The 18,676-nt window shown below is 76.1% G+C and carries 18 protein-coding genes, 1 pseudogene and 1 riboswitch; of the genes and pseudogenes, 8 read left to right on the plus strand and 11 right to left on the minus strand.

Annotated elements, in window-relative coordinates; translation table 11 throughout:
* Position 1: 1 nt before the first annotated feature.
* Positions 2-1,399 (plus strand): uroporphyrinogen-III C-methyltransferase, encoded by a 1,398-nt coding sequence (cobA, locus tag ACWPWV_RS01435; protein ID WP_454041221.1) that lies wholly within the window; start codon positions 2-4, stop codon positions 1,397-1,399.
* On the opposite strand, the gene ACWPWV_RS01440 is transcribed toward cobA, so the two are convergent.
* The 3 genes from ACWPWV_RS01440 to ACWPWV_RS01450 form a co-directional block, all read right to left on the minus strand.
* Complete coding sequence (locus ACWPWV_RS01440) at positions 1,350-1,799, minus strand: hypothetical protein (protein ID WP_454041222.1); 450 nt, start codon at positions 1,797-1,799, stop codon at positions 1,350-1,352. The two genes, cobA and ACWPWV_RS01440, sit on opposite strands and share 50 nt — an antisense overlap.
* A 120-nt stretch (positions 1,800-1,919) precedes the next feature.
* Positions 1,920-2,537: a LuxR C-terminal-related transcriptional regulator gene (locus ACWPWV_RS01445; RefSeq protein WP_454042785.1), complete on the minus strand. Its 618-nt coding sequence runs from the start codon at positions 2,535-2,537 to the stop codon at positions 1,920-1,922.
* A 74-nt stretch (positions 2,538-2,611) separates the two neighbouring features.
* Positions 2,612-4,012: a PspC domain-containing protein gene (locus tag ACWPWV_RS01450; protein WP_454041223.1), complete on the minus strand. Its 1,401-nt coding sequence runs from the start codon at positions 4,010-4,012 to the stop codon at positions 2,612-2,614.
* A 136-nt stretch (positions 4,013-4,148) separates the two neighbouring features.
* Between ACWPWV_RS01450 and ACWPWV_RS01455 the strand changes: the two genes are divergently transcribed.
* Genes ACWPWV_RS01455 through ACWPWV_RS01465 form a run of 3 tightly spaced genes read left to right on the plus strand, consistent with a single transcriptional unit; the run spans position 4,149 to position 6,278 of the window.
* Complete coding sequence (locus tag ACWPWV_RS01455) at positions 4,149-5,210, plus strand: PspC domain-containing protein (protein WP_454041224.1); 1,062 nt, start codon at positions 4,149-4,151, stop codon at positions 5,208-5,210.
* Positions 5,155-5,787: a hypothetical protein gene (locus ACWPWV_RS01460; protein ID WP_454041225.1), complete on the plus strand. Its 633-nt coding sequence runs from the start codon at positions 5,155-5,157 to the stop codon at positions 5,785-5,787. The genes ACWPWV_RS01455 and ACWPWV_RS01460 overlap by 56 nt, the downstream gene beginning before the upstream one ends.
* The gene (locus ACWPWV_RS01465) at positions 5,787-6,278 is read left to right on the plus strand and encodes a hypothetical protein (RefSeq protein ID WP_454041226.1); all 492 of its coding nucleotides are present in this window, start codon (positions 5,787-5,789) and stop codon (positions 6,276-6,278) included. Before ACWPWV_RS01460 ends, ACWPWV_RS01465 begins: the two co-directional genes overlap by 1 nt.
* 180 nt (positions 6,279-6,458) lie before the next feature.
* Here the strand turns inward: ACWPWV_RS01465 and ACWPWV_RS01470 are convergent, their stop codons facing one another.
* Positions 6,459-7,292, minus strand: a complete 834-nt coding sequence (locus ACWPWV_RS01470) for a hypothetical protein (protein WP_454041227.1) — start codon at positions 7,290-7,292, stop codon at positions 6,459-6,461.
* 204 nt (positions 7,293-7,496) lie between these two features.
* Here ACWPWV_RS01470 and ACWPWV_RS01475 point away from each other — a divergent pair, with 204 nt between their 5' ends.
* Positions 7,497-8,648 (plus strand): glycosyltransferase family 4 protein, encoded by a 1,152-nt coding sequence (locus tag ACWPWV_RS01475; protein WP_454041228.1) that lies wholly within the window; start codon positions 7,497-7,499, stop codon positions 8,646-8,648.
* 70 nt (positions 8,649-8,718) lie between these two features.
* Here the strand turns inward: ACWPWV_RS01475 and ACWPWV_RS01480 are convergent, their stop codons facing one another.
* The 4 genes from ACWPWV_RS01480 to thiE form a co-directional block, all read right to left on the minus strand.
* Positions 8,719-11,235 carry a family 43 glycosylhydrolase gene (locus tag ACWPWV_RS01480; protein WP_454041229.1) on the minus strand — a complete coding sequence of 839 codons (2,517 nt, stop codon included), beginning with the start codon at positions 11,233-11,235 and terminating at the stop codon, positions 8,719-8,721.
* A gap of 267 nt (positions 11,236-11,502) precedes the next feature.
* On the minus strand, positions 11,503-13,116 hold the full coding sequence (gene guaA / locus ACWPWV_RS01485) for a glutamine-hydrolyzing GMP synthase (protein ID WP_454041230.1): 1,614 nt from the start codon (positions 13,114-13,116) through the stop codon (positions 11,503-11,505).
* Positions 13,117-13,183: 67 nt separating this feature from the next.
* Entirely contained in the window at positions 13,184-13,612 is a 429-nt protein-coding gene (locus tag ACWPWV_RS01490; RefSeq protein ID WP_454041231.1) for a hypothetical protein, read from the minus strand.
* Positions 13,609-14,292 (minus strand): thiamine phosphate synthase, encoded by a 684-nt coding sequence (gene thiE / locus ACWPWV_RS01495; RefSeq protein ID WP_454041232.1) that lies wholly within the window; start codon positions 14,290-14,292, stop codon positions 13,609-13,611. Before thiE ends, ACWPWV_RS01490 begins: the two co-directional genes overlap by 4 nt.
* A 43-nt stretch (positions 14,293-14,335) precedes the next feature.
* A riboswitch (TPP riboswitch) is annotated at positions 14,336-14,438 on the plus strand.
* Between thiE and thiO the strand changes: the two genes are divergently transcribed.
* The 3 genes from thiO to ACWPWV_RS01510 all read left to right on the plus strand — a co-directional run bounded on the left by thiO (position 14,428) and on the right by ACWPWV_RS01510 (position 16,824).
* Positions 14,428-15,732 carry a glycine oxidase ThiO gene (thiO, locus tag ACWPWV_RS01500; protein ID WP_454041233.1) on the plus strand — a complete coding sequence of 435 codons (1,305 nt, stop codon included), beginning with the start codon at positions 14,428-14,430 and terminating at the stop codon, positions 15,730-15,732. It overlaps the preceding riboswitch by 11 nt.
* A 4-nt stretch (positions 15,733-15,736) precedes the next feature.
* Entirely contained in the window at positions 15,737-15,973 is a 237-nt protein-coding gene (gene thiS, locus ACWPWV_RS01505) for a sulfur carrier protein ThiS (protein WP_454041234.1), read from the plus strand.
* Between the two features lie 11 nt (positions 15,974-15,984).
* The gene (locus tag ACWPWV_RS01510) at positions 15,985-16,824 is read left to right on the plus strand and encodes a thiazole synthase (protein WP_454041235.1); all 840 of its coding nucleotides are present in this window, start codon (positions 15,985-15,987) and stop codon (positions 16,822-16,824) included.
* A gap of 72 nt (positions 16,825-16,896) precedes the next feature.
* Here the strand turns inward: ACWPWV_RS01510 and ACWPWV_RS01515 are convergent.
* From ACWPWV_RS01515 to ACWPWV_RS01525, 3 genes and pseudogenes are all read right to left on the minus strand, one after another.
* Positions 16,897-18,172, minus strand: a pseudogene (locus tag ACWPWV_RS01515) (ThiF family adenylyltransferase).
* Positions 18,169-18,477, minus strand: a complete 309-nt coding sequence (locus tag ACWPWV_RS01520; RefSeq protein WP_454041236.1) for a DUF3817 domain-containing protein — start codon at positions 18,475-18,477, stop codon at positions 18,169-18,171. The pseudogene ACWPWV_RS01515 and the gene ACWPWV_RS01520 overlap by 4 nt, the downstream one beginning before the upstream one ends.
* Entirely contained in the window at positions 18,452-18,634 is a 183-nt protein-coding gene (locus tag ACWPWV_RS01525; RefSeq protein ID WP_454041237.1) for a hypothetical protein, read from the minus strand. Before ACWPWV_RS01525 ends, ACWPWV_RS01520 begins: the two co-directional genes overlap by 26 nt.
* Between the last annotated feature and the right edge of the window lie 42 nt (positions 18,635-18,676).

Here is an 18,676-nt window from a genome sequence, read left to right on the forward strand (position 1 = left end):
GATGACCAGGACCCGCGCGACCGACGCCGACGACCGTGACGACCGTGACGTCGCTGCTGCGTCGCACCACGAGACGTACCCGCTCGGCCTGCGCGTCGCGGGTCGGCCGACCGTGGTCGTCGGGGGCGGGCCGGTGGCCGCGCGACGGGCACGCGGCCTGGTCGAGGCCGGCGCGCGCGTCCAGGTGGTCGCGCCGTTCGTCTGCGAGGACCTCCGAGCGCTCGTCGCGGAGCGCGGCGTGCGCTGGGTGCGCCGCGACTACCTGACCGGCGACCTCGACGGCGCGTGGCTCGTCCACACCGCCACGGGCGACCGGGAGGTCGACGCGCTCGTGGCCGCCGACGCCGAGGCCGACCGGGTCTTCTGCGTCGCCGCGGGCGACGCGGAGGTGGGCACGGCGTGGGTCCCTGCCGTCGCGCGCACGCGCGTCCCGGCCGGGGCCGGTCCCGCCGGCTCGGCGGGCGGCACCGGACAGGACGCCGAGGTGAGCGTCGCGGTGAACGCCGGTCGTGACCCGCGGCGCGCGCAGCGCGTCCGGGACGCCGTCGCGGCGCTCCTCGACACCGGCGAGCTCCCGCTGCGGGGCGTGCGGGGCGCCGCGCCGGCGGTGCCCGGAGCGGCGAGCGGCGGGACGGCCGACGCGCTCGTCGCGAGCGCCGGCCCCGTCACGACGCCGCTCGTGCGTCCCGTCGGGACCGTCGCGCTGGTCGGCGGCGGCCCGGGCGACCTCGGCCTCATCTCGGTGCGCGGCCGACGCCTGCTCGCCGAGGCGGACGTCGTCGTCGCGGACCGGCTCGGCCCGCGCGGTCTGCTCGACGAGCTGGCCGACGACGTCGTCGTGGTCGACGTGGGCAAGACGCCGGGCCACCACCCGGTGCCGCAGTCGGAGATCAACGCGATCCTCGTGCACCACGCGCTCGTCGGGCGCCGCGTCGTGCGGCTCAAGGGCGGCGACCCGTACGTGTTCGGCCGCGGCGGCGAGGAGCTCGACGCGTGCCGTGAGCACGGCATCCCCGTCGAGGTCGTCCCGGGCGTGACGAGCGCGGTCTCCGTCCCGGCGGCCGCCGGGATCCCGGTGACGCACCGCGGCGTGTCACGCGGGTTCACGGTCCTCACCGGTCACGAGGACGTGGGCAAGGTCCCGGCCGCGACGGACCACACGGTCGTGCTGCTCATGGGCGTGTCCCGCCTCGCGGAGACGGCCGACGCGCTCGTCGCGCAGGGCCGGTCCCCCGAGACCCCTGTCGCCGTCGTCGAGGACGGGTACGGCCCGCGCCAGCGCACGACCGTCGGCACGCTCGCGACGATCGCGGACCGCGCGCGCGAGGCCGGCGTCCGCCCGCCCGCCGTCACGGTCGTGGGCGACGTCGTGCGCTTCTCCCCCGCCTGGACGAGCTGAACGTCACGTCTCCCGACGCGCGCTCGTGCGAGGGGCGGCTTGAGGAGGTGGCGCGAGCCAGGGCGACGCGTGCGCGGTTGACCTCCGCCGTGCGGCGGTCGGCGGCGCGCAGCGCCCTGTACCGTCCCCAGGCACGCGCCATCCCCAGGATGCCGAACCACCACCAGAAGAGGGCCATGAGGATGGTCCACCACGGGAACGGGTCGCCCAGCTCGTAGCAGCGCCTGCACGCGTCCACCGTCCCGGTCACCTGGGCATGGACCCAGTCACCCGGCATCAGCAGGGTCACGACCATGAACCCGAGTCCGGCGAAGGTCACCTTCCAGGCCTGGCGCCGGGCGGCCTCCGTGTCCCCCACGACGCGCCGGCCGGTGCGCGTCCTCCCGGGCCTCGACGTCACGGCGGAAGACTACGCCGCGACCGTCCGCCCCCGAGCCGGCGACCATCCCCGGAGGAGGGGCCGCTGCCGCGGGGTCCGGTGGTCGCGGGCCACGCCGACCGCGCACGGTCCGCAGCTCGCCTAGAGGAGGCGGCGCTGCGCGGCCCAGCGCGTCAGCTCGTGGCGCGACGAGAGCTGGAGCTTGCGGAGCACCGCCGAGACGTGGGTCTCGACGGTCTTGATGGAGATGAACAGCTCCGACGCGACCTCCCGGTAGGTGTACCCGCGCGCGATGAGCCGCATGACCTCCTGCTCGCGCGCCGACAGCCGGTCGAGCTCGTCGTCGCGCACGGCGACGTCGCCCGCGCCCGTGCCGAACGCGTCGAGCACGAACCCGGCGAGGCGCGGCGAGAACACCGCGTCGCCGCCCGCGACCTGGGCGACCGCCGCCGAGAGGTCCGGCCCGGAGATCGCCTTCGTCACGTAGCCCCGTGCGCCGGCGCGGATCACCGCGACGACGTCCTCCGCGGCGTCGGACACGGACAGCGCGAGGAAGCGCACGTCGGGGAGCACGTCGGCGCAGCGCTGGATCACCTCCGCGCCTCCGCCGCCGTTCCCGCCGGGCAGGTGCACGTCGAGCAGCACGACGGGCGGGCGCAGCGCGTGCACGCGCTCGACGGCCGAGTCCACGGAGTCGGCCTCGCCGACGACCTCGACGAGCGCGGGGTCGAGGCTCGCCCGCACGCCGGCGCGGAACATGTGGTGGTCGTCGACGAGGACGACGGGGACCGGGCGGGCCCCGTCGCCCGCGGCGGCCGGGCTGGGGATCGTCGTCACGTGGTCTCCTCGAGGGTCTCCTGGGGTGCGGGTGCGGGTGCGGCCGGCTCCGCCGGGCCGGTCGCGCGCGGCACCCGCAACCGTACTTCCGTGCCCCACGCCGGACGACTGATGATCTCGGCGGTGCCACCCCGGCGCTGCACGCGACCGAGGATCGACTCGCGCACGCCGAACCGGTCGGGCGCGACGTCCTGCATCCGGAAGCCGTTGCCGCGGTCCCGGACGAACACCTCGACCGCGGCGTCGCTCACCTCGAGGTAGACCGAGTAGGGCGGCGCGCCGTGCGCGACGGCGTTGACGAGCGCCTCGCGCGTCGCCTGGAGCAGCGCTGCGGTCTCCTGCGTGGGCACGCAGTCCCCGACGACGACGAGGTCCACCACGACGGGACCGGCGGCGGCACCGCCGTCGGCCTGTCCCGCGCCGCCCACCGGACCGGGCGACCCGATGGCCTCGGCCCGGCGCCCCACCCGCTCGTCCTCGACCTCGGCGACGAGCGCGCGCAGCTCGGCGGCGAGCGACGTCCCCGGCGACGGCCGGTCGTCGTAGAGCCACTCGCGCAGCTCGCGCTCCTGGGCGCGCGCGAGGCGTGCGACGGTGTCGGCGTCCGACGCCCGTGCACGGATGAGGGCGAGCGTCTGGAGCACGGAGTCGTGCAGGTGCGCGGCGATGTCGGCGCGCTCGGCCTCGCGGGCGCGCGCCGCGCGCTCGTCGCCGAGCTCGCGCACGAGCCGCAGCCACCACGGGGCGAGCACGATCGCGACGCCGCCCAGCACGGCGACGGACGCGACCGCGGCCCGCACGATCGACGACGGTCGCGCGTCCTGCCCGACGAGCAGCACGATCCCGACGAGCACGAGCACGACGCCGCCCGCGATCCGCAGGACGCCCGCGGGGGTCCGGCCGCCCGCCCGGCTCACGAGCCGACCGCGCTCCGCGGCGTCGAGCTGGCTCCACGCGAGCGCGGCCCCCGCGAGTGCGATGAGCACGGGGATGACCCACGTGACCTGGACGTCGACCCCCGTCCGCAGCGCGACGAGCAGCGCGGCTCCACCCAGCAGCACGACGCCGATCGCGACGTCCCGCACGGGCAGTCGCGACACGCGGCCCTGGAGGCGGGGGGCGAGCCGGGACAGCGACGCCGGGCGCTGCTCGTCGAGCGCCGTCCGCGGGTCGCCGGGCGGGATCGTCAGCCACCAGAAGACGTACAGCGCGAGACCCGCGCCACCCGCGAGCGCGAGCAGGCCGAGGACGAGCCGCACCGCACCCACGGGGACGCCGAGGTGCGCGGCGAGACCGGCGCACACGCCACCGACCCAGCGACCGCGCTCCGGACGGCGCAGGGGCAGCACCGCGTACCCGGTCCGGGCAGCGGTGGGTGCGCTGGGTCGAGGTGTCACCCCCCGATCGTCACACGGCACGGACCCCCGGGGCGCCACCCGGGACGGGAACCAGGGTGCCGTGGGGCGGGGTTTCAGGGTCCGCTCAGGGTGCCTCCCGATACCCGCGCGCCGCCGGGACGACCAGCATGGAGGCATGAGCACAACGCCCCTCCCTCCCGAGCCGCCCGGCGGCGGCTCCGGCCCGTCCACCGGACCGGGTCCCGACGGCGGCCCCACGACGAGCACCGGCCCCGCACCGACCGCCGGGCCCGGCACCGACGTGCCGCCGGCGAACCAGCCCCCGCCTGCTGCGTCGGGCCGGACGCCCGGCTCCGGCGCCGACGGGTTCTTCGACGCGGTCCGCCGCGTCGGCATCGCCCGCTCGGACGACCGCTGGATCGGCGGCGTCGCGGCAGGGGTCGCGGAGCGGTTCGGGATCGACCCCCTCCTCGTGCGCGGCATCCTCTTCGTCACGTTCTTCCTCTCCGGCGCCGGCCTCGTGCTGTACGGCGCGGCGTGGGCGCTCCTGCCCGAGCGCCGCGACGGGCGGATCCACCTCCAGGAGGCCGTCCGGGGCAACTTCGACGTCGCGATGCTCGGCGCGATCGCGTCGGTCGTGGTCGGGCTGTCCTGGGGCGGCGGCTGGTGGTCGTGGTGGGACTACCTGAACCTGGGCTGGCTCACGGGTCTCTTCTGGGTCGCGGCGATCGTCGTCGTGGCGGTCGTCGCGGTGTCGGTCCTGCGGCGCGACGGCGACCGGGGCGGCCCCGGCGGCCCCGGGTGGTCCGGGCCGCAGGGTGGTCCCGGCTGGTCCGGCCCGCAGGGGGGGGCCGGATGGTCCCGGTCCGGCGGGCCCGACGACGCCCGCCCCGGGCGCGGCCTCCCCCGGCCCCGTCCCTGCCGACGCACCGTGGGGGTCTCCCGCTCCCGCCTCCCCCGGCACCGCGGCATCCCACCAGGACGCCCGGGTCGCCGACGCGCCGTCGGACGCCCGGTGGACCGCGCACGCGAGCGCGCCCCCCACGTCGGCGCCGGCGCAGGCACCGGCCTGGTCCGCAGGCCCGGGGGTCCGCCCTCCGGCTCCGCCCGTCCCTCCGGCCCCGCGGCCGCCCAAGCCGCGACGCCCTCGCGGGCCGGGCTCGGCGACGGTCGGGATCGTCGTGGGCCTGAGCCTCCTGCTCGGGGCGCTCCTCCTCGTCGTCGAGCGGCAGGGTGACCTGGGCTGGCCCGTCTTCCTCACCTGGGTCGGCGGCTCGGTGGTCCTCGCCGGCCTCGCGATCGTCGTGAGCGGGCTGCGCGGTCGCACCAGCGGCGCCCTGGGCTGGCTCGCGGTCCTCGGACTCCTCGTCGGCGTGCCGACGGCCGTGTGGCAGGACGACGACCCCTCGCTCGTCCTCACCGGCGAGGCGCGCACCGTCTCCGACGGCACGTACACCGTGACGCAGCAGGACGTGGCCGAGGCCGGCTTCGCCGTGCGGTGGGGCGACCCGACGATCGACCTGTCGGCGCTCGACCTCTCCGGCGCGACCGGCACGTCTCCGATCGAGGTGCCCGTCGAGCTCGGGGCGGGAGACGTCACGGTCGTCGTCCCGGACGGCGTCCCCGTGCGCGCGGAGGTCCAGGTCCTGGCGGGCAGCGCGCGCTGGCTCGTCGACGGTGACGACCGCGAGATCGGCGGCGTGAGCACGCGGCCGGTCACGTTCGAGAATGCCGAGGTCGACGCCGGCGAGGACCCGCTGCTGGTCCTGGACGTCGTCGTCGGCGCCGGCCAGGTCACGATCGAGGAGGACTGATGAACGACCAGAAGGACACGCCGGGCGGGACGCGCCCGCTCCACGAGGAGCTGTTCGACGACGGTGCCACCCAGCCGGTCACCGGGCCGACGGGCGACGAGACCCTGGTGCTCCCCGCGGCGTCCGCGAGCAGCCCGCCGCCGGCCCACGCCGGGCAGGACGACCCCTCGTCGACCCGCACGCCGTCGTCGGGGACCCCGACAGCCGGGACGCCCGGAGGGCCGATGCCCGGGACGCCGGGTGCCGCGCCGGGCGGCCCGGCCGCCACGGCGCTCGACCCGGTCACGGAGCGGGAGCCGCACCGCGGCCCGCGCGTCGCGACGATCGTGTGGGGCTTCGTGCTCTTCGCGATCGGCGCCGCGGTCCTGGCGGCGGCGCTCGGCGCCGACGTCGACCTCGGTCTCGCGGCGATCGTCGTGCTCGTCGTCGCGGGCGTGACCCTCGTGGTGGGGTCCGTCGTGACGGGCGTTCGGCGTCGCGGGCAGGTCTGAGACGCGGGACGCCATGAGGCCGAGGGGTCGTGACGGTACTCGTCACGACCCCTCGGCTCGTCCGAGCGACGACCGGTCCGCGCGCTCCTCCCGGTGCGACTCAGCAGGAGCGGGTCTCCGGCGTCCGGACGGACGTCTCGACCGGGTGGTCGGCAGGGCCGCGGCACCCGGCTCGTCTGGTCAGCTCGTGGGCGCCCCCGGGCGCTCGTCGGGCGCGGTCTGCGACGGGGGCTGGGACTGCGCCTGGCCTGTGGTCGTCGGGGTCGTGGTCGAGGGGTTCACCGGCGGCGTGGGGTCGTGGGGCGACGCCTCGGGGCTCGCGCCCGGGGCCGACGGCGAGCCGGTGCCCGGGCCGCCGGTCGGCTCGGTCCTGCCCGCCGCCGCGGCGCGCGCCTCCGCGGCCGGCGTCGCGAGGGCGGAGGTCCGGGCGGGGCGGTCGTGCCGGTCGGGGACGGTCGTCGGCGTCACCGGCGGCGCGGTCGGCGACGCGGGAGCCTCCGGGGCGGAGGCCGGGTCGACGTGCCGGCCGACGCCGGACAGGTCGCCGCCCGAGCTGTACGACGGGGTCTCGACCGCGACGCTCGGTCCCCCGGCGAGCTTGCGGAGCGCGACCCCCAGGAGCAGGAAGAGGATCCCCAGCCCGACGACGAGCGCGGCCACGCCGAACGCCACGACCGACGTGAACAGCGAGGCACGGAGGAACGACGCCGTCATGACGGTCTGGCGCGTGGGGTCGTCCTGGTCGAGCTGCGCGTACGTCTGGCCGCCGCTCGCCTCGAGGGCGTGCTTGTTGATGACCTCGGCCTGCGCGTAGGCGGTGAGCGGGCCGTTGACCTGCCGGCCGGCCATGAACGAGGCGTCGTCGGAGACCGTGATCTCCTCGGCGGACAGCTGGTTCGCGACGACGATCCAGGTGGCGACGCCCGCGAGGACGAGGACGATGCCGGCGATGATGGAGACGAGGCCGATGCCCCGGACCCCTCGTGCCGGAGTGACGGTGACCGTGCTGGACATGTGGCGCTTCTCCTTCGTCAGGACCCACCTGGTCCGTCCGGCGCGCCCCCGCCCGCGAGGCGTGGCCGCCGCGGGACGGTCGAACCACCCATTTCGAGACCACCGTAGCGACCGGGACGGCGTGGCGCTCGCGCAAGCGGCGCGTGTCGCCGCAGGTCGGTGCGCGTGTCGGCGGTGCACGGGACCGGGTGGGAGGATTCCGGGGTGCGCATCACCCACGTCACCGACTGCTACCTGCCCCTCCTCGGAGGCATCGAGACCCAGGTGGCGCGGCTCGCCCAGCAGCAGGCGGCGGCGGGGCACGACGTCGCGGTCGTCTGCACGACGCCCGAGCGGCCGGGCGCGCACGGGCTGAGCACCGAGGTGCACGAGGGCGTCACCGTGCACCGCCTCGCCGCGCGGATCCCGGGCGGCTACCCGGTCCATCCCCGCGCGCCGCACCACGTGGCGCGCCTGCTCCGGGCGGCGCGGCCCGACGTCGTGCACCTGCACATGGGCGTGCTGACCCCGTCCACGCAGGCGTCGCTGCGCACGGTCGTCCGGGCGGGTCTGCCCGCCGTCCTCACCGTCCACTCGGTCTGGGGCGGTGCGGAGCGGGTGTTCGCCGGGCTCGACCGCGTCGTGGGATGGTCGCGCTGGCCGGTCCTGTGGTCCGCGGTGAGCGAGCTGACGGCGGCGCCGCTGCGGCGGATCGTCGGCGACCGCGGCGAGGTCGCGGTGCTGCACAACGGGCTCGACCTCGACGCGTGGCGCGTCCCGCGCACGGAGCGGGACGAGCGCATGGAGGGCTCGGCCGTGCACGTCGTCGCGGCGACGCGCTTCGCGCCGCGCAAGCGCGTGCTCCCGCTCCTCGACGTCGTGCGGGACGCCGCGGCGCGCGTCCCCCGCGGCGCGCTCCACGCGACGGTCGCCGGCGACGGCCCGGAGCTCGACGCCGCCCGGCGGTTCGTCGCCGAGCACGACCTGCACGACGTCGTCTCGCTCCCCGGCCGCCTGACGTCGACCGAGCTGAAGCGCCTCTACGCGCGCGCCGACGTGTTCGCCGCCCCCGCGGTCGAGGAGGCGTTCGGCATCGCGGCCCTCGAGGGCCAGGCGGCCGGGCTCGTCGTCGTGACGCGCTCGCAGTCGGGCGTCGCGGAACGGCTCACGGACGGCGTCGACGCCCTCCTCGCGGACGACGACGCGGCGCTGGCCGACGCGCTCGTCCGCCTCGTCACCGAGGACGGGCTGCTCGACCGGGTCGTCGCGCACAACCGCGACGTCCCCTCGACCGCCGGCTGGCCGCGCGTCCTCGCCGACGTCGAGGACGCGTACGCCCGCGCGACGGCCGTCGCGGCCCGCGCGCGGACGCGCTGACCGGTCCGGTCGCCCGCCCGACCGGACCGGTCGCCCGCCCCCTCGGGGTGACCGGCGCGCGCCGGACCGCTCAGCAGTCGCGGGCCGACGTCTCCACCCGCGCCTCCTGCGGCTCGCCGCCGGGTGCCGTCGCCGTCACCGTCGCGGTGCCGGCGTCGACGCCCGCGGCGCGCGCCGAGAACGACTGGTAGGCGCTCCGGCCCGGTTCCACCGCGGCGACGGACCGCTCGCCGAACGCCGTCGCGAGGGTCACGTCCACGGGCCCGTCCGAGACGTTCGTCGCGCGCACCGCGACGTACGCCGTGCCGGCGAGGCAGCGGCTCGACGCCTGCACCTCGACCAGCGGCGCGGGCGCCGTGTCGATCTCGAGGCGCGCGGTGCGCAGCCACGAGCCCCAGCCGTCCGCGGGGAACGAGTCGGCGAACCGCAGGTACAGCGGGCCGTCGGTCGAGCCGGTCTGCTCGATCAGCGTCGCGACGTCCAGCGCCCGCTGGGCGCGGTTGCCGAGGGCGCGCTCCTCGCGCGTCTCGCGCAGGACCTCGACCCACGACTCGCCGTCGGACGACGCCTCGACGAGGAACTGGTTGCCGATGTCGAGCGTCACCGTCCCGGCCCGCACGCCCTCGGGCAGCGGCACCTCGTAGGTGTACGACCGGTCCTCGTCGGTGTAGCGGACCCACTGCCCGGCGCCGTGCGGGCCGAGCTGCGAGCGGTCGTCCGCGGCCAGCCACACGGACTCCTCCGGCGTGCCCGGGTGCGCCTCGAAGACGTCCTCGATCACCGCGACGTAGCCGGTCCCGGCAGCCGTCCAGTCGTCCCACGACGCCGACACGCTCACGGGGTGGACGCCCTCGGCGGCGCCCGCCACGGCCGTCACCGGCAGCGCGAACGTCTCCGTCGCACCGGCCGCGGCCTCGAGCGTCGTCGCGGGGAGCGCGGCCGTCCAGCCCTCCGGCACCGTCGCCGTGAGGTCGACGGTGCGTGCGTCGTCCGCGCCGTTGGTGACCGTGACCTCGAGGTCGGCCGAGCCGCCGTCGAGCACGGAGCCGGGACCGACCTCGACCGCGACGTCGAGCTCCTGGCGCTCGATCACCACGTCGTCGAAGCGCGCCGCCGTGTCGAAGACGCGCAGGCCGTGCTTGCCCGAGGCGAAGGTCCCGTCGGTGACGCTGATCGCCGGCGCGGCGGCGTCGCCGACGTACACCCGGAGGTTCGGGCCGACGGCGACGACGCGCAGCTGCGCGCTCTCGCCGAGGCGCACGTCGGCGCGCGCTGTCCCGAGCGTGCTCCAGCCGCGGTCGTCGACCTTGCCGAGCACGACCTGGCCCGACGGCCGGACGCCCGCGTAGTAGCCGCGGTAGCCGTCCTGCCCCGCAGCCACCTGGCTCGCGCGGAAGACGACGCCGGCGTCCCCGCCCGTGGGCGCGACCGCCGTCGGGGTGACGGTCACGCGGTAGTCGAGATCGGCGAAGTTCGTGTCCTGGACGCTCTTGCCCTCGCGGACCGACCCCACGACGTACTCGCCGCCGGTGGCCGTCCACGTCCCACCGTGCGTGGTCCACCCGTAGTCGTTGTCGTCCTCGAAGTTGTCCTGGACCTTCATCTCGAGGGGCAGGATCGAGCCGTCCTCGCCGAACAGGAGGCGCTCGTAGGACACCTCGCGCGAGCTGCTGTCGGTCTCGCTCAGCGGACGGCGGTGGTAGACGAGGTACCAGATGTCCGTCCCGGGGACGTTGACCACCGAGTTGTGGCCCGCCCCGCGCGCGACGGCGGGGTCCTGCGCGAGCACCGTCCCCTCGCTCTCGAACGGGCCGAGCGGCGAGTCGGAGCGTGCGTAGGACACGCGGTAGTCGGGTCCTGTCCAGCCGCCCTCGGACCACATGAAGTAGTAGGTGCCGTTCCGCTTGAACATGAACGAGCCCTCGACGAAGCCCTCGGGCGTGATCTCCTGGTAGGTCGACCCGTCGTCGTGCGTGCCGAGGCTGATCATGTCCTCGTCGAGCTCGACCACGTTCGCGTGACCCCACCCGCCGTAGTACATGTACGCCTGGCCGTCGTCGTCGACGAAGACGTCCTGGTCGATGGGCTGCGCGCCGTTGTGGAAGTCGCCGATCAGAGGCTCGCCGAGCGCGTCGACGTAGGGGCCCTCCGGGCTGTCCGCGACCGCGACGCCGATGCCACCGAGCGCATCGTCGCTCTGGATGTCGTTCGCCGCGAAGTACAGGTAGTACCTGCCGTCGCGCTCCACGGGCGCCGGTGCCCACAGCGCGTACTCGCCCCACGAGACGTCGTCGAGGTGCAGCACGCGCTCGTGCTTCGTCCAGTGCACCATGTCCGGCGACGAGAACGCGTCGAGCTGGACCTGCTGCGCGTACGGGCGTGACGTGGTCGGGAAGATCCAGTACTCCCCCTCGTAGAACTCGACGTCGGGGTCGGCGTAGTGGCCGTCGATGATCGGGTTGCCCGCCTCCGCCGTCACCAGGTCGGGGACGACGGCGCCCGCGTCCCGCTCGTCGGCGACCGTGGGTGCCAGGCACCCCAGGACAAGGGCACCGGCGAGGGCTGCCGTCGTGAATCCGCGTCGCATCGTCGTCCTCTCGGGCGTCCGCTCCGACGCCTCGTCGCTCTCGGGTGGTGCCGGTCGTCCCGGGCGCACCGCGGGCGCCTTCGCCCGATCCGGTGACTCACGGGTCGGCGACCGGTCTGACATCGCTGTCAGAGGACAACCTGGCACAGAGACGCACAGACTTCAACACCGGCGCGGGCGTGTCCGCCCGTCCGGGTCGCGTGGTCGGCTACCGGCCCGAGGCCACCGTCGAGCGGCCCCGGGTGCGGGAAGACAGCCCCGAGCGGATCACTCCCACTCGATGGTGCCCGGCGGCTTGCTCGTCACGTCGAGCACGACGCGGTTGACCTCGTTGACCTCGTTCGTGATGCGCGTCGAGATGACGGACAGCACGTCGTAGGGCAGGCGGGTCCAGTCCGCCGTCATGGCGTCCTCGGAGGACACCGGGCGCAGGACGACCGGGTGGCCGTAGGTGCGGCCGTCGCCCTGGACGCCGACGGAGCGGACGTCCGCGAGCAGCACGACGGGGCACTGCCAGATCTCGCGGTCGAGGCCGGCCCTCGTGAGCTCCTCGCGCGCGATCTTGTCGGCGGCGCGCAGGGTCTCGAGACGCTCGGCCGTCACCTCGCCGACGATGCGGATGCCGAGCCCGGGGCCCGGGAACGGCTGGCGCCAGACGATCTCCTCGGGCACGCCGAGCTCGAGCCCGACGGCACGGACCTCGTCCTTGAACAGCGTGCGCAGCGGCTCGACGAGCGAGAACTGCAGGTCGTCGGGCAGGCCGCCCACGTTGTGGTGGCTCTTGATGTTCGCCGCACCCTCGCCGCCGCCGGACTCGACGACGTCGGGGTAGAGCGTGCCCTGGACCAGGAACTTGACCTCCTCGCCGTGGGCACCGGCGTCGGCGACGACGTCGCGCGCGGCGTCCTCGAACACGCGGATGAACTCGCGGCCGATGATCTTGCGCTTGGTCTCGGGGTCGCTGTGGCCCGCGAGCGCGGAGAGGAACCGCTGGCGCTCGTCCCGGACGACGAGGTTCACGCCCGTCGCCGCGACGAAGTCGCGCTCGACCTGCTCGGCCTCGCCCGCCCGGAGCAGGCCGTGGTCCACGAACACGCACGTGAGCTGGTCGCCGACGGCCTTCTGCACGAGCGCGGCCGCGACCGACGAGTCGACGCCGCCGGACAGGCCGCAGATGACGCGCGCGTCGCCGACCTGCGCGCGGATCGCCGCGACCTGGTCCGCGATGACGTTGCCGGGCGTCCACTCGGGCGCGAGGCCCGCGCCGTCGTACAGGAAGTGCTCGAGCACGGTCTGGCCGTGCGCGGAGTGCTTGACCTCCGGGTGCCACTGCACGCCGAAGAGGCGCCGCTCGCGGTCCTCGAACGCGGCGACGGGCGAGCCCGACGACGTCGCGAGGACCTCGAAGCCCTCGGGCGCGCGGTGCACCGCGTCGCCGTGGCTCATCCACGTGGTCTGGTTCTCGGGCGTCTCGGCGAGCAGCACGCCGGCCTCGCAGACCGACACCTCGGTCCCGCCGTACTCGCGCTGACCGGTCTGCGCGACGTCGCCGCCGAGCGCCGCCGCCATCGCCTGGAAGCCGTAGCAGATGCCCATGACCGGGACGCCGGCCTCGAACAGCGCGGGGTCGACGAACGGCGCACCCGCGGCGTAGACGGACGACGGGCCTCCGGAGAGGATGATCGCCGCCGGGTCCTTCGCGAGCATCTGCTCGACCGTGAAGGTGTGCGGCACGATCTCGGAGTACACCTTGGCCTCGCGCACGCGGCGCGCGATGAGCTGTGCGTACTGGGCGCCGAAGTCGACGACGAGCACGGGCCGCGGGGTCGAGGCCACCTGGGCCGTGGTGAGGTGGTCGGGGGCGGTGGCGGAAGACGTCACCCGACAAGGATAGGTCGCGCGGGAACCCCGCTCGAACGGTGGCCGCCCTGCGGGACGTCCTCCCGCGTCAGCCGGGCAGCGTCCCGACGAACGCGAGGACCCCCGCGGCGAGCCCCAGGCCGAGAGCCGCCACGACGAGCACGACACCGACGACGATCCGCACGAACCCGCCCGTCTGGCGACCCCACGAGCGGGCGACGACGTCCGTCGGGTCGTCGCGCGCGACCCAGACCGTGCCGTCGAACACGTACGGCTGCCCGGGGACGCGCACGCGCGCCACGTGGACCGTGGCGCGCAGCGGCGACCCGTCGGGCGCCGGGTACTCGACGAGGTGCTCCTCCCCCGCGAGCGTCCGCGTCTCGGAGAGCGAGCGCGCCGGCACCTGCACGCGGTCGACGGCGCGTGCGCGCCCGCTGCGACGTCCGCCCGCCACGAGCAGCGCGATCCCCGCGGCGAACGCGGCGACGGCGAGCGTGCCGGCCAGCAGCGGCGTCACGCGGCCCCCACCGCGGCGTCGAGGCGCTCGCGCAGCGTCCGCGCGGCGCGCTCGGGGTCCGCGGCCTCCGTGATCGCCCGCACCACGACGACGCGCGTCGCACCCGCGTCCAGCACCGCGTCCAGCCGTCCGGCGTCGATCCCGCCGATGGCGAACCACGGCGTCGCGGGCGCCGTCGCGGCGACGTCGCGCAGCAGGTCGAGACCGACGGGGGCCCGCCCGGGCTTCGTCGGGGTCGACCACAGCGGGCCGACGCAGAAGTAGTCGACGTCCGGGTCGGCCTCCGCGGCGGCGGCCTGCTCGGCCGAGTGCGTCGAGCGGCCGAGGACCGGCACCGGGCCGAGCAGCGTGCGCACGGCGTCGACCGGCAGGTCGCGCTGGCCCATGTGCACGACCGGCGCGCCGGTCAGGCCAGCGACGTCGGCCCGGTCGTTGACGGCCCACAGCGCGCCGTGCTCGCCCGCGAGGCGTGCCACGACCTCCTGGAGCTCGAGCTCGCGCGCGACGTCGAGCGTCTTGTCGCGGAGCTGGACGACGTCGACGCCGCCCGCGAGCGCCGCGTGCAGGAAGTCCTCGAGGTCGCCGCGCTCCTCGCGCGCGTCGGTGCACAGGTACAGGCGGGCGGCGGCGAGGCGGGCGCGGGCGTCGGCGCCCGACGCCTCGGAGGTCTCGGTGTTCACCCGTCGGAGTGTAGGGCGACGTCGCCGCCCCGGCGGGTACTGTGGCCGAGAGCACGGGAGCCCCGCACGGGGCTGAGAGGGCGTAGGAGCCGACCGTCGAACCTGATCTGGGTCATGCCAGCGAAGGGAGCGAACATGCACCCCCCTGCCGTCCCGGCCACGGGCACGTCCGCGGCCACGTCCGCGTGCACGGCCCTGCCCGCGGACTTCCCCGTTCCCGACGGCGCGCGCGACGTCGTGGTCGTCGGGGGCGGGATCGTGGGGCTCGCGGTGGCGTGGCGCGCCGTCCGCGCCGGCCTGACCGTCACCGTCCTCGACCCCTCCCCCGGCGACGGCGCGACGCACGCCGCGGCGGGGATGCTCGCGCCGGTCACGGAGGCCGACTTCGGCGAGGGCGACGCCCTCGCGCTCCACCTGGCGGCCGCGCGCGCCTGGCCCCGTTTCGCCGCCGACCTCGAGCACGTGACCGGCGCGGACGTGGGTCTGCGCACCGCCGGGACGCTCACCGTCGCGTACGACGCGGACGACCTCGCGCTGCTGCGCCGCGTCCTCGCGCTGCATTCCGCGCACGGCCTCGACTCGTCCGAGCTCACGCTCGCGGACGCCCGCCGCCGCGAGCCCCATCTCGGGACGCGCGTCGCGGGCGCCGCGTGGGCGCCGCACGACCACGCCGTCGACCCGCGGGCGACCCACTCCGCGCTCCTCGCGGCGCTCCGTGCCGAACCGGGTGCCGCCGTCGTGCGGCATGCCGCGACCGGTGTCGTCCGGGACGCGACCGGCCGTGTGGTCGGCGTGCCCGACGCCGCGGGCCACCTCCACGGGGCGGGCGCCGTCGTGCTGGCGGCGGGCTGGCGGACGGGCGCGCTGCTCGCCGACGTGCCCGAGGTCCGCGTGCCGACGCGCCCCGTGAAGGGCCAGACGCTGCGTCTGGACGCGGGGCCCGACCTCGCGCTGGAGCACGTGGTGCGCGGCGTCGTGCAGGGGCGCCCGGTCTACGTCGTGCCGCGCGACCCGGTCCCGGACGGGCAGGGCGACGGCTGCGCCGGGCACCGCGAGGTCGTGGTCGGCGCGACGACCGAGGAGAACCCCGACGACCGCCGCGCGACGGCGGGCGGCGTGTTCGCGCTCCTGCGGGACGCCCGCGCACTGCTCCCGGGCATCGACGAGGCCGCGCTCGTCGACGTCACGCCCCGCGCCCGGCCCGCGACGCCCGACAACCTGCCGCTCGTCGGCTCCACGGACGTCCCGGGGCTGCACGTCGCCACGGGCCACGGTCGCAACGGCATCCTCCTCGCGCCGCTCACGGCGGAGGCCGTGGTCGCGGGGATCACCGGCGCCCGCCTGCCGCCCGACGCCCACGCCGCCCTCGCCCCCACCGGTGCCGGCCGGTTCGCCCCTCTCACCGCCCGCCCAGCCACCACCCCTGCGACCCGGAGCTGACACCGTGACCCAGACCACCGCACCGACCGCGCTCGTCAACGGCGAGCCCTACCCGCTCGACGCGACCACGGGCGTCGAGGACCTCGTCGCCGCGCTCGTCCCGGCCTACGTGACGGACGGCTCGCCGCAGGGCGTCGCCGTCGCGATCAACGACGCCGTCGTGCCGCGCGGCACGTGGTCGAGCACCGTGGTCGCACCCGGCGACCGCGTCGAGATCGTCACCGCCGTCCAGGGCGGCTGAGGGAGATGAGCATGCCGGCCGAGACCCTGCGCACCGCCGACCCCACCCTGCCGACCCACGACGACGCCCTGGTCGTCGCCGGGACGACGATCGGCTCGCGGCTCGTCATGGGGACCGGCGGCGCGGCGAACCTCCTGACCCTCGAGGACGCGCTCGTCGCGTCGGGGACCGCGCTCACGACCGTCGCGATGCGGCGCGTCGCCGTCCGCGCGGGCGGTGACGGGTCGCCCGACGCCGGGATCTGGGGGCTGCTCGACCGCCTCGGCATCCGCGCGCTGCCCAACACCGCGGGCTGCTTCTCGGTCCGCGAGGCCGTCCTCACCGCGCACCTCGCGCGCGAGGCGTGCGGCACGGAGTGGGTCAAGCTCGAGGTGGTCGCCGACGACGTCACGCTCCTGCCCGACCCGATCGGCCTCGTCGAGGCGGCGGAACAGCTCGTGCGCGACGGGTTCGTCGTGCTGCCCTACACGAACGACGACCCGATCCTCGCGCGGCGCCTCGAGGACGTCGGCTGCGCGGCCGTCATGCCGCTCGGTGCGCCCATCGGCACCGGGCTGGGCATCCTCAACCCGCGCAACATCGAGGCGATCGCCGCCGCGGCGCGCGTCCCGGTGATCCTCGACGCGGGGATCGGGACCGCGTCGGACGCCACCCTCGCGATGGAGCTCGGGTGCGACGGCGTGCTGCTCGCCACCGCGGTCACGCGCGCCGCCGACCCCGTGCGGATGGCGCACGCGATGCGCCTCGCCGTGGAGTCGGGGCGCCTCGCCGCCGGTGCCGGACGCATCCCGCGCCGCGAGGGCGCGCTCGCGAGCTCGTCGCCGCAGGGCAGGCTCGACCTCGCGCTCTGACGCCCCTGCCCGCGAGACAGGACGGGCGTCGCGAGACAGAGCACGCGGAGCACTGCCTCGCGACGGCGGCTTCTACCTCGCGGAGGGCGGTGTCGTCGCGAGCTCGGGGAGCAGGGCGGGGACGCCGCCCACGACGGAACGGGCGTCGACGCCCGCGGCGCGCGCGACGTCGGCCACGCGGGCCGACCGCGCGCCCATCGCGCACACGACGACGACGGGCCGGTCGGTCGGGAGGTCGTCGAGCGCCGCGCGTGCCGCGGTGTCCGGCGCCCCCGGGGAACCGCCGAGGAAGCTGCCGCTCGGGACGAGCGTCGCGCCCGGGACCGGGCGCACCCGCGCCTCCCAGTCCTCGCGCACGTCGAGCAGGTAGGCCCCCGGACGCGCGCCCCCGTCGGGCGCGAGAAGGGTGACGGCCTCGTGCGCGTCGATCTCGACCGGCACGTCCGCCGCGCCGGGAGCCGGCGCCGCACCGGCCGCCGGGGTGAGGCCGCAGAACGCGGCGTAGGCGTCGTCGCCGGCGAGGAGCTCCGACACGGGCTCGCGCGCGGGGTCCGGGCGGACGGCGAGCTGGCGCCACGTGAGGTCGAGCGCGTCGTAGACGGCGAGCCTGCCGAAGAGCGTCGTGCCGGCACCCGTGAGGAGCTTGATCGCCTCCGTCGCCATGACCGAGCCGACGGTGCCGCACATCGCGCCGAGCACGCCGCCGGTCGCGCAGTCGGGCGCGGCGCCGGGCGGCGGCGGGACGGGGAAGACGTCCCGGTACGTCACGCCCCGCGCGCCCGCACCCGCCGGGCCGGTCACGCCGGTGACGTCGCCGCCCGAGGAGGCAACGGCGTCGGGCACGCCCACGTAGCGAGGGCGACCCCAGAACACGCTGACCTGGCCCTGGAAGCGGTAGATCGAGCCCCACACGACGGGCAGCCCGAGCACCTCGGCGGCGTCCGAGACGAGGTAGCGCGTCGGGAAGTTGTCGGCGCCGTCGAGCACGACGTCGTACCCCCGCAGCACGTCGAGCGCGTTCGCCGCGTCGAGACGCACCCCGTGCTCGACCACGCGCACGTGCGGGTTGACGTCCGCGATCGTGTCGCGCGCGGAGTCGACCTTGCGACGACCGACGTCCGGACCGCCGTGGACCACCTGGCGCTGGAGGTTGGACGTGTCGACGACGTCGTCGTCGACGATCCCGACGGTGCCGACTCCTGCGGCCGCGAGGTACAGCAGGGCCGGGCTGCCGAGGCCTCCGGCCCCCACGACGAGGACCCGGGCCGCCGCGAGGCGCCTGGCCCTCCGGCCCCACGCCGGGCAGCGAGAGGTGCCGGGCGTAGCGCTCGAGCTCGGCGGTCGTCACCGACCGGGCTCGACGAGCGGGGCCAGGCCTGGGGCAGCCGTCGACGAGCTCACGCGCCGTACCGCTCCTCCAGGCCGGCGAGCCTTCGCCTCGGCCTCCGTGTGCACCTTCTTCTCGAGGACGAACGACATGACCGGGACGACGCCCGCGAAGACCATCGTCGCGAGGCGGCCCCAGCCCCACCGCATCTTGGTCCACAGGTCGAGGACCGTCACGAGGTAGACGACGTAGATCCAGCCGTGCGCGAAGGGGATCCACAGCAGGTACCGCATGACGTCGTCACTGACGTCGAAGACGTACTTCATGAGCAGGCTCGACGCACAGGACCAGGAGCATGACACCGGTGACGATCGCGAGGACGCGGTACCGCGCGAGGGCGCCGCGCGCCTTGCGGATGGCCGTCCGCGCGGCCTCGCTGCTCGTCGCGGCAGCGGTGGTGGTGGCGGGGTCCTGAGCGGTCATGCGTGGAGAGTCCTCACCTCGTGCGCCCCGTCACATCGGCAG

It is taken from the genome of Cellulosimicrobium sp. Marseille-Q8652, assembly GCF_965112045.1.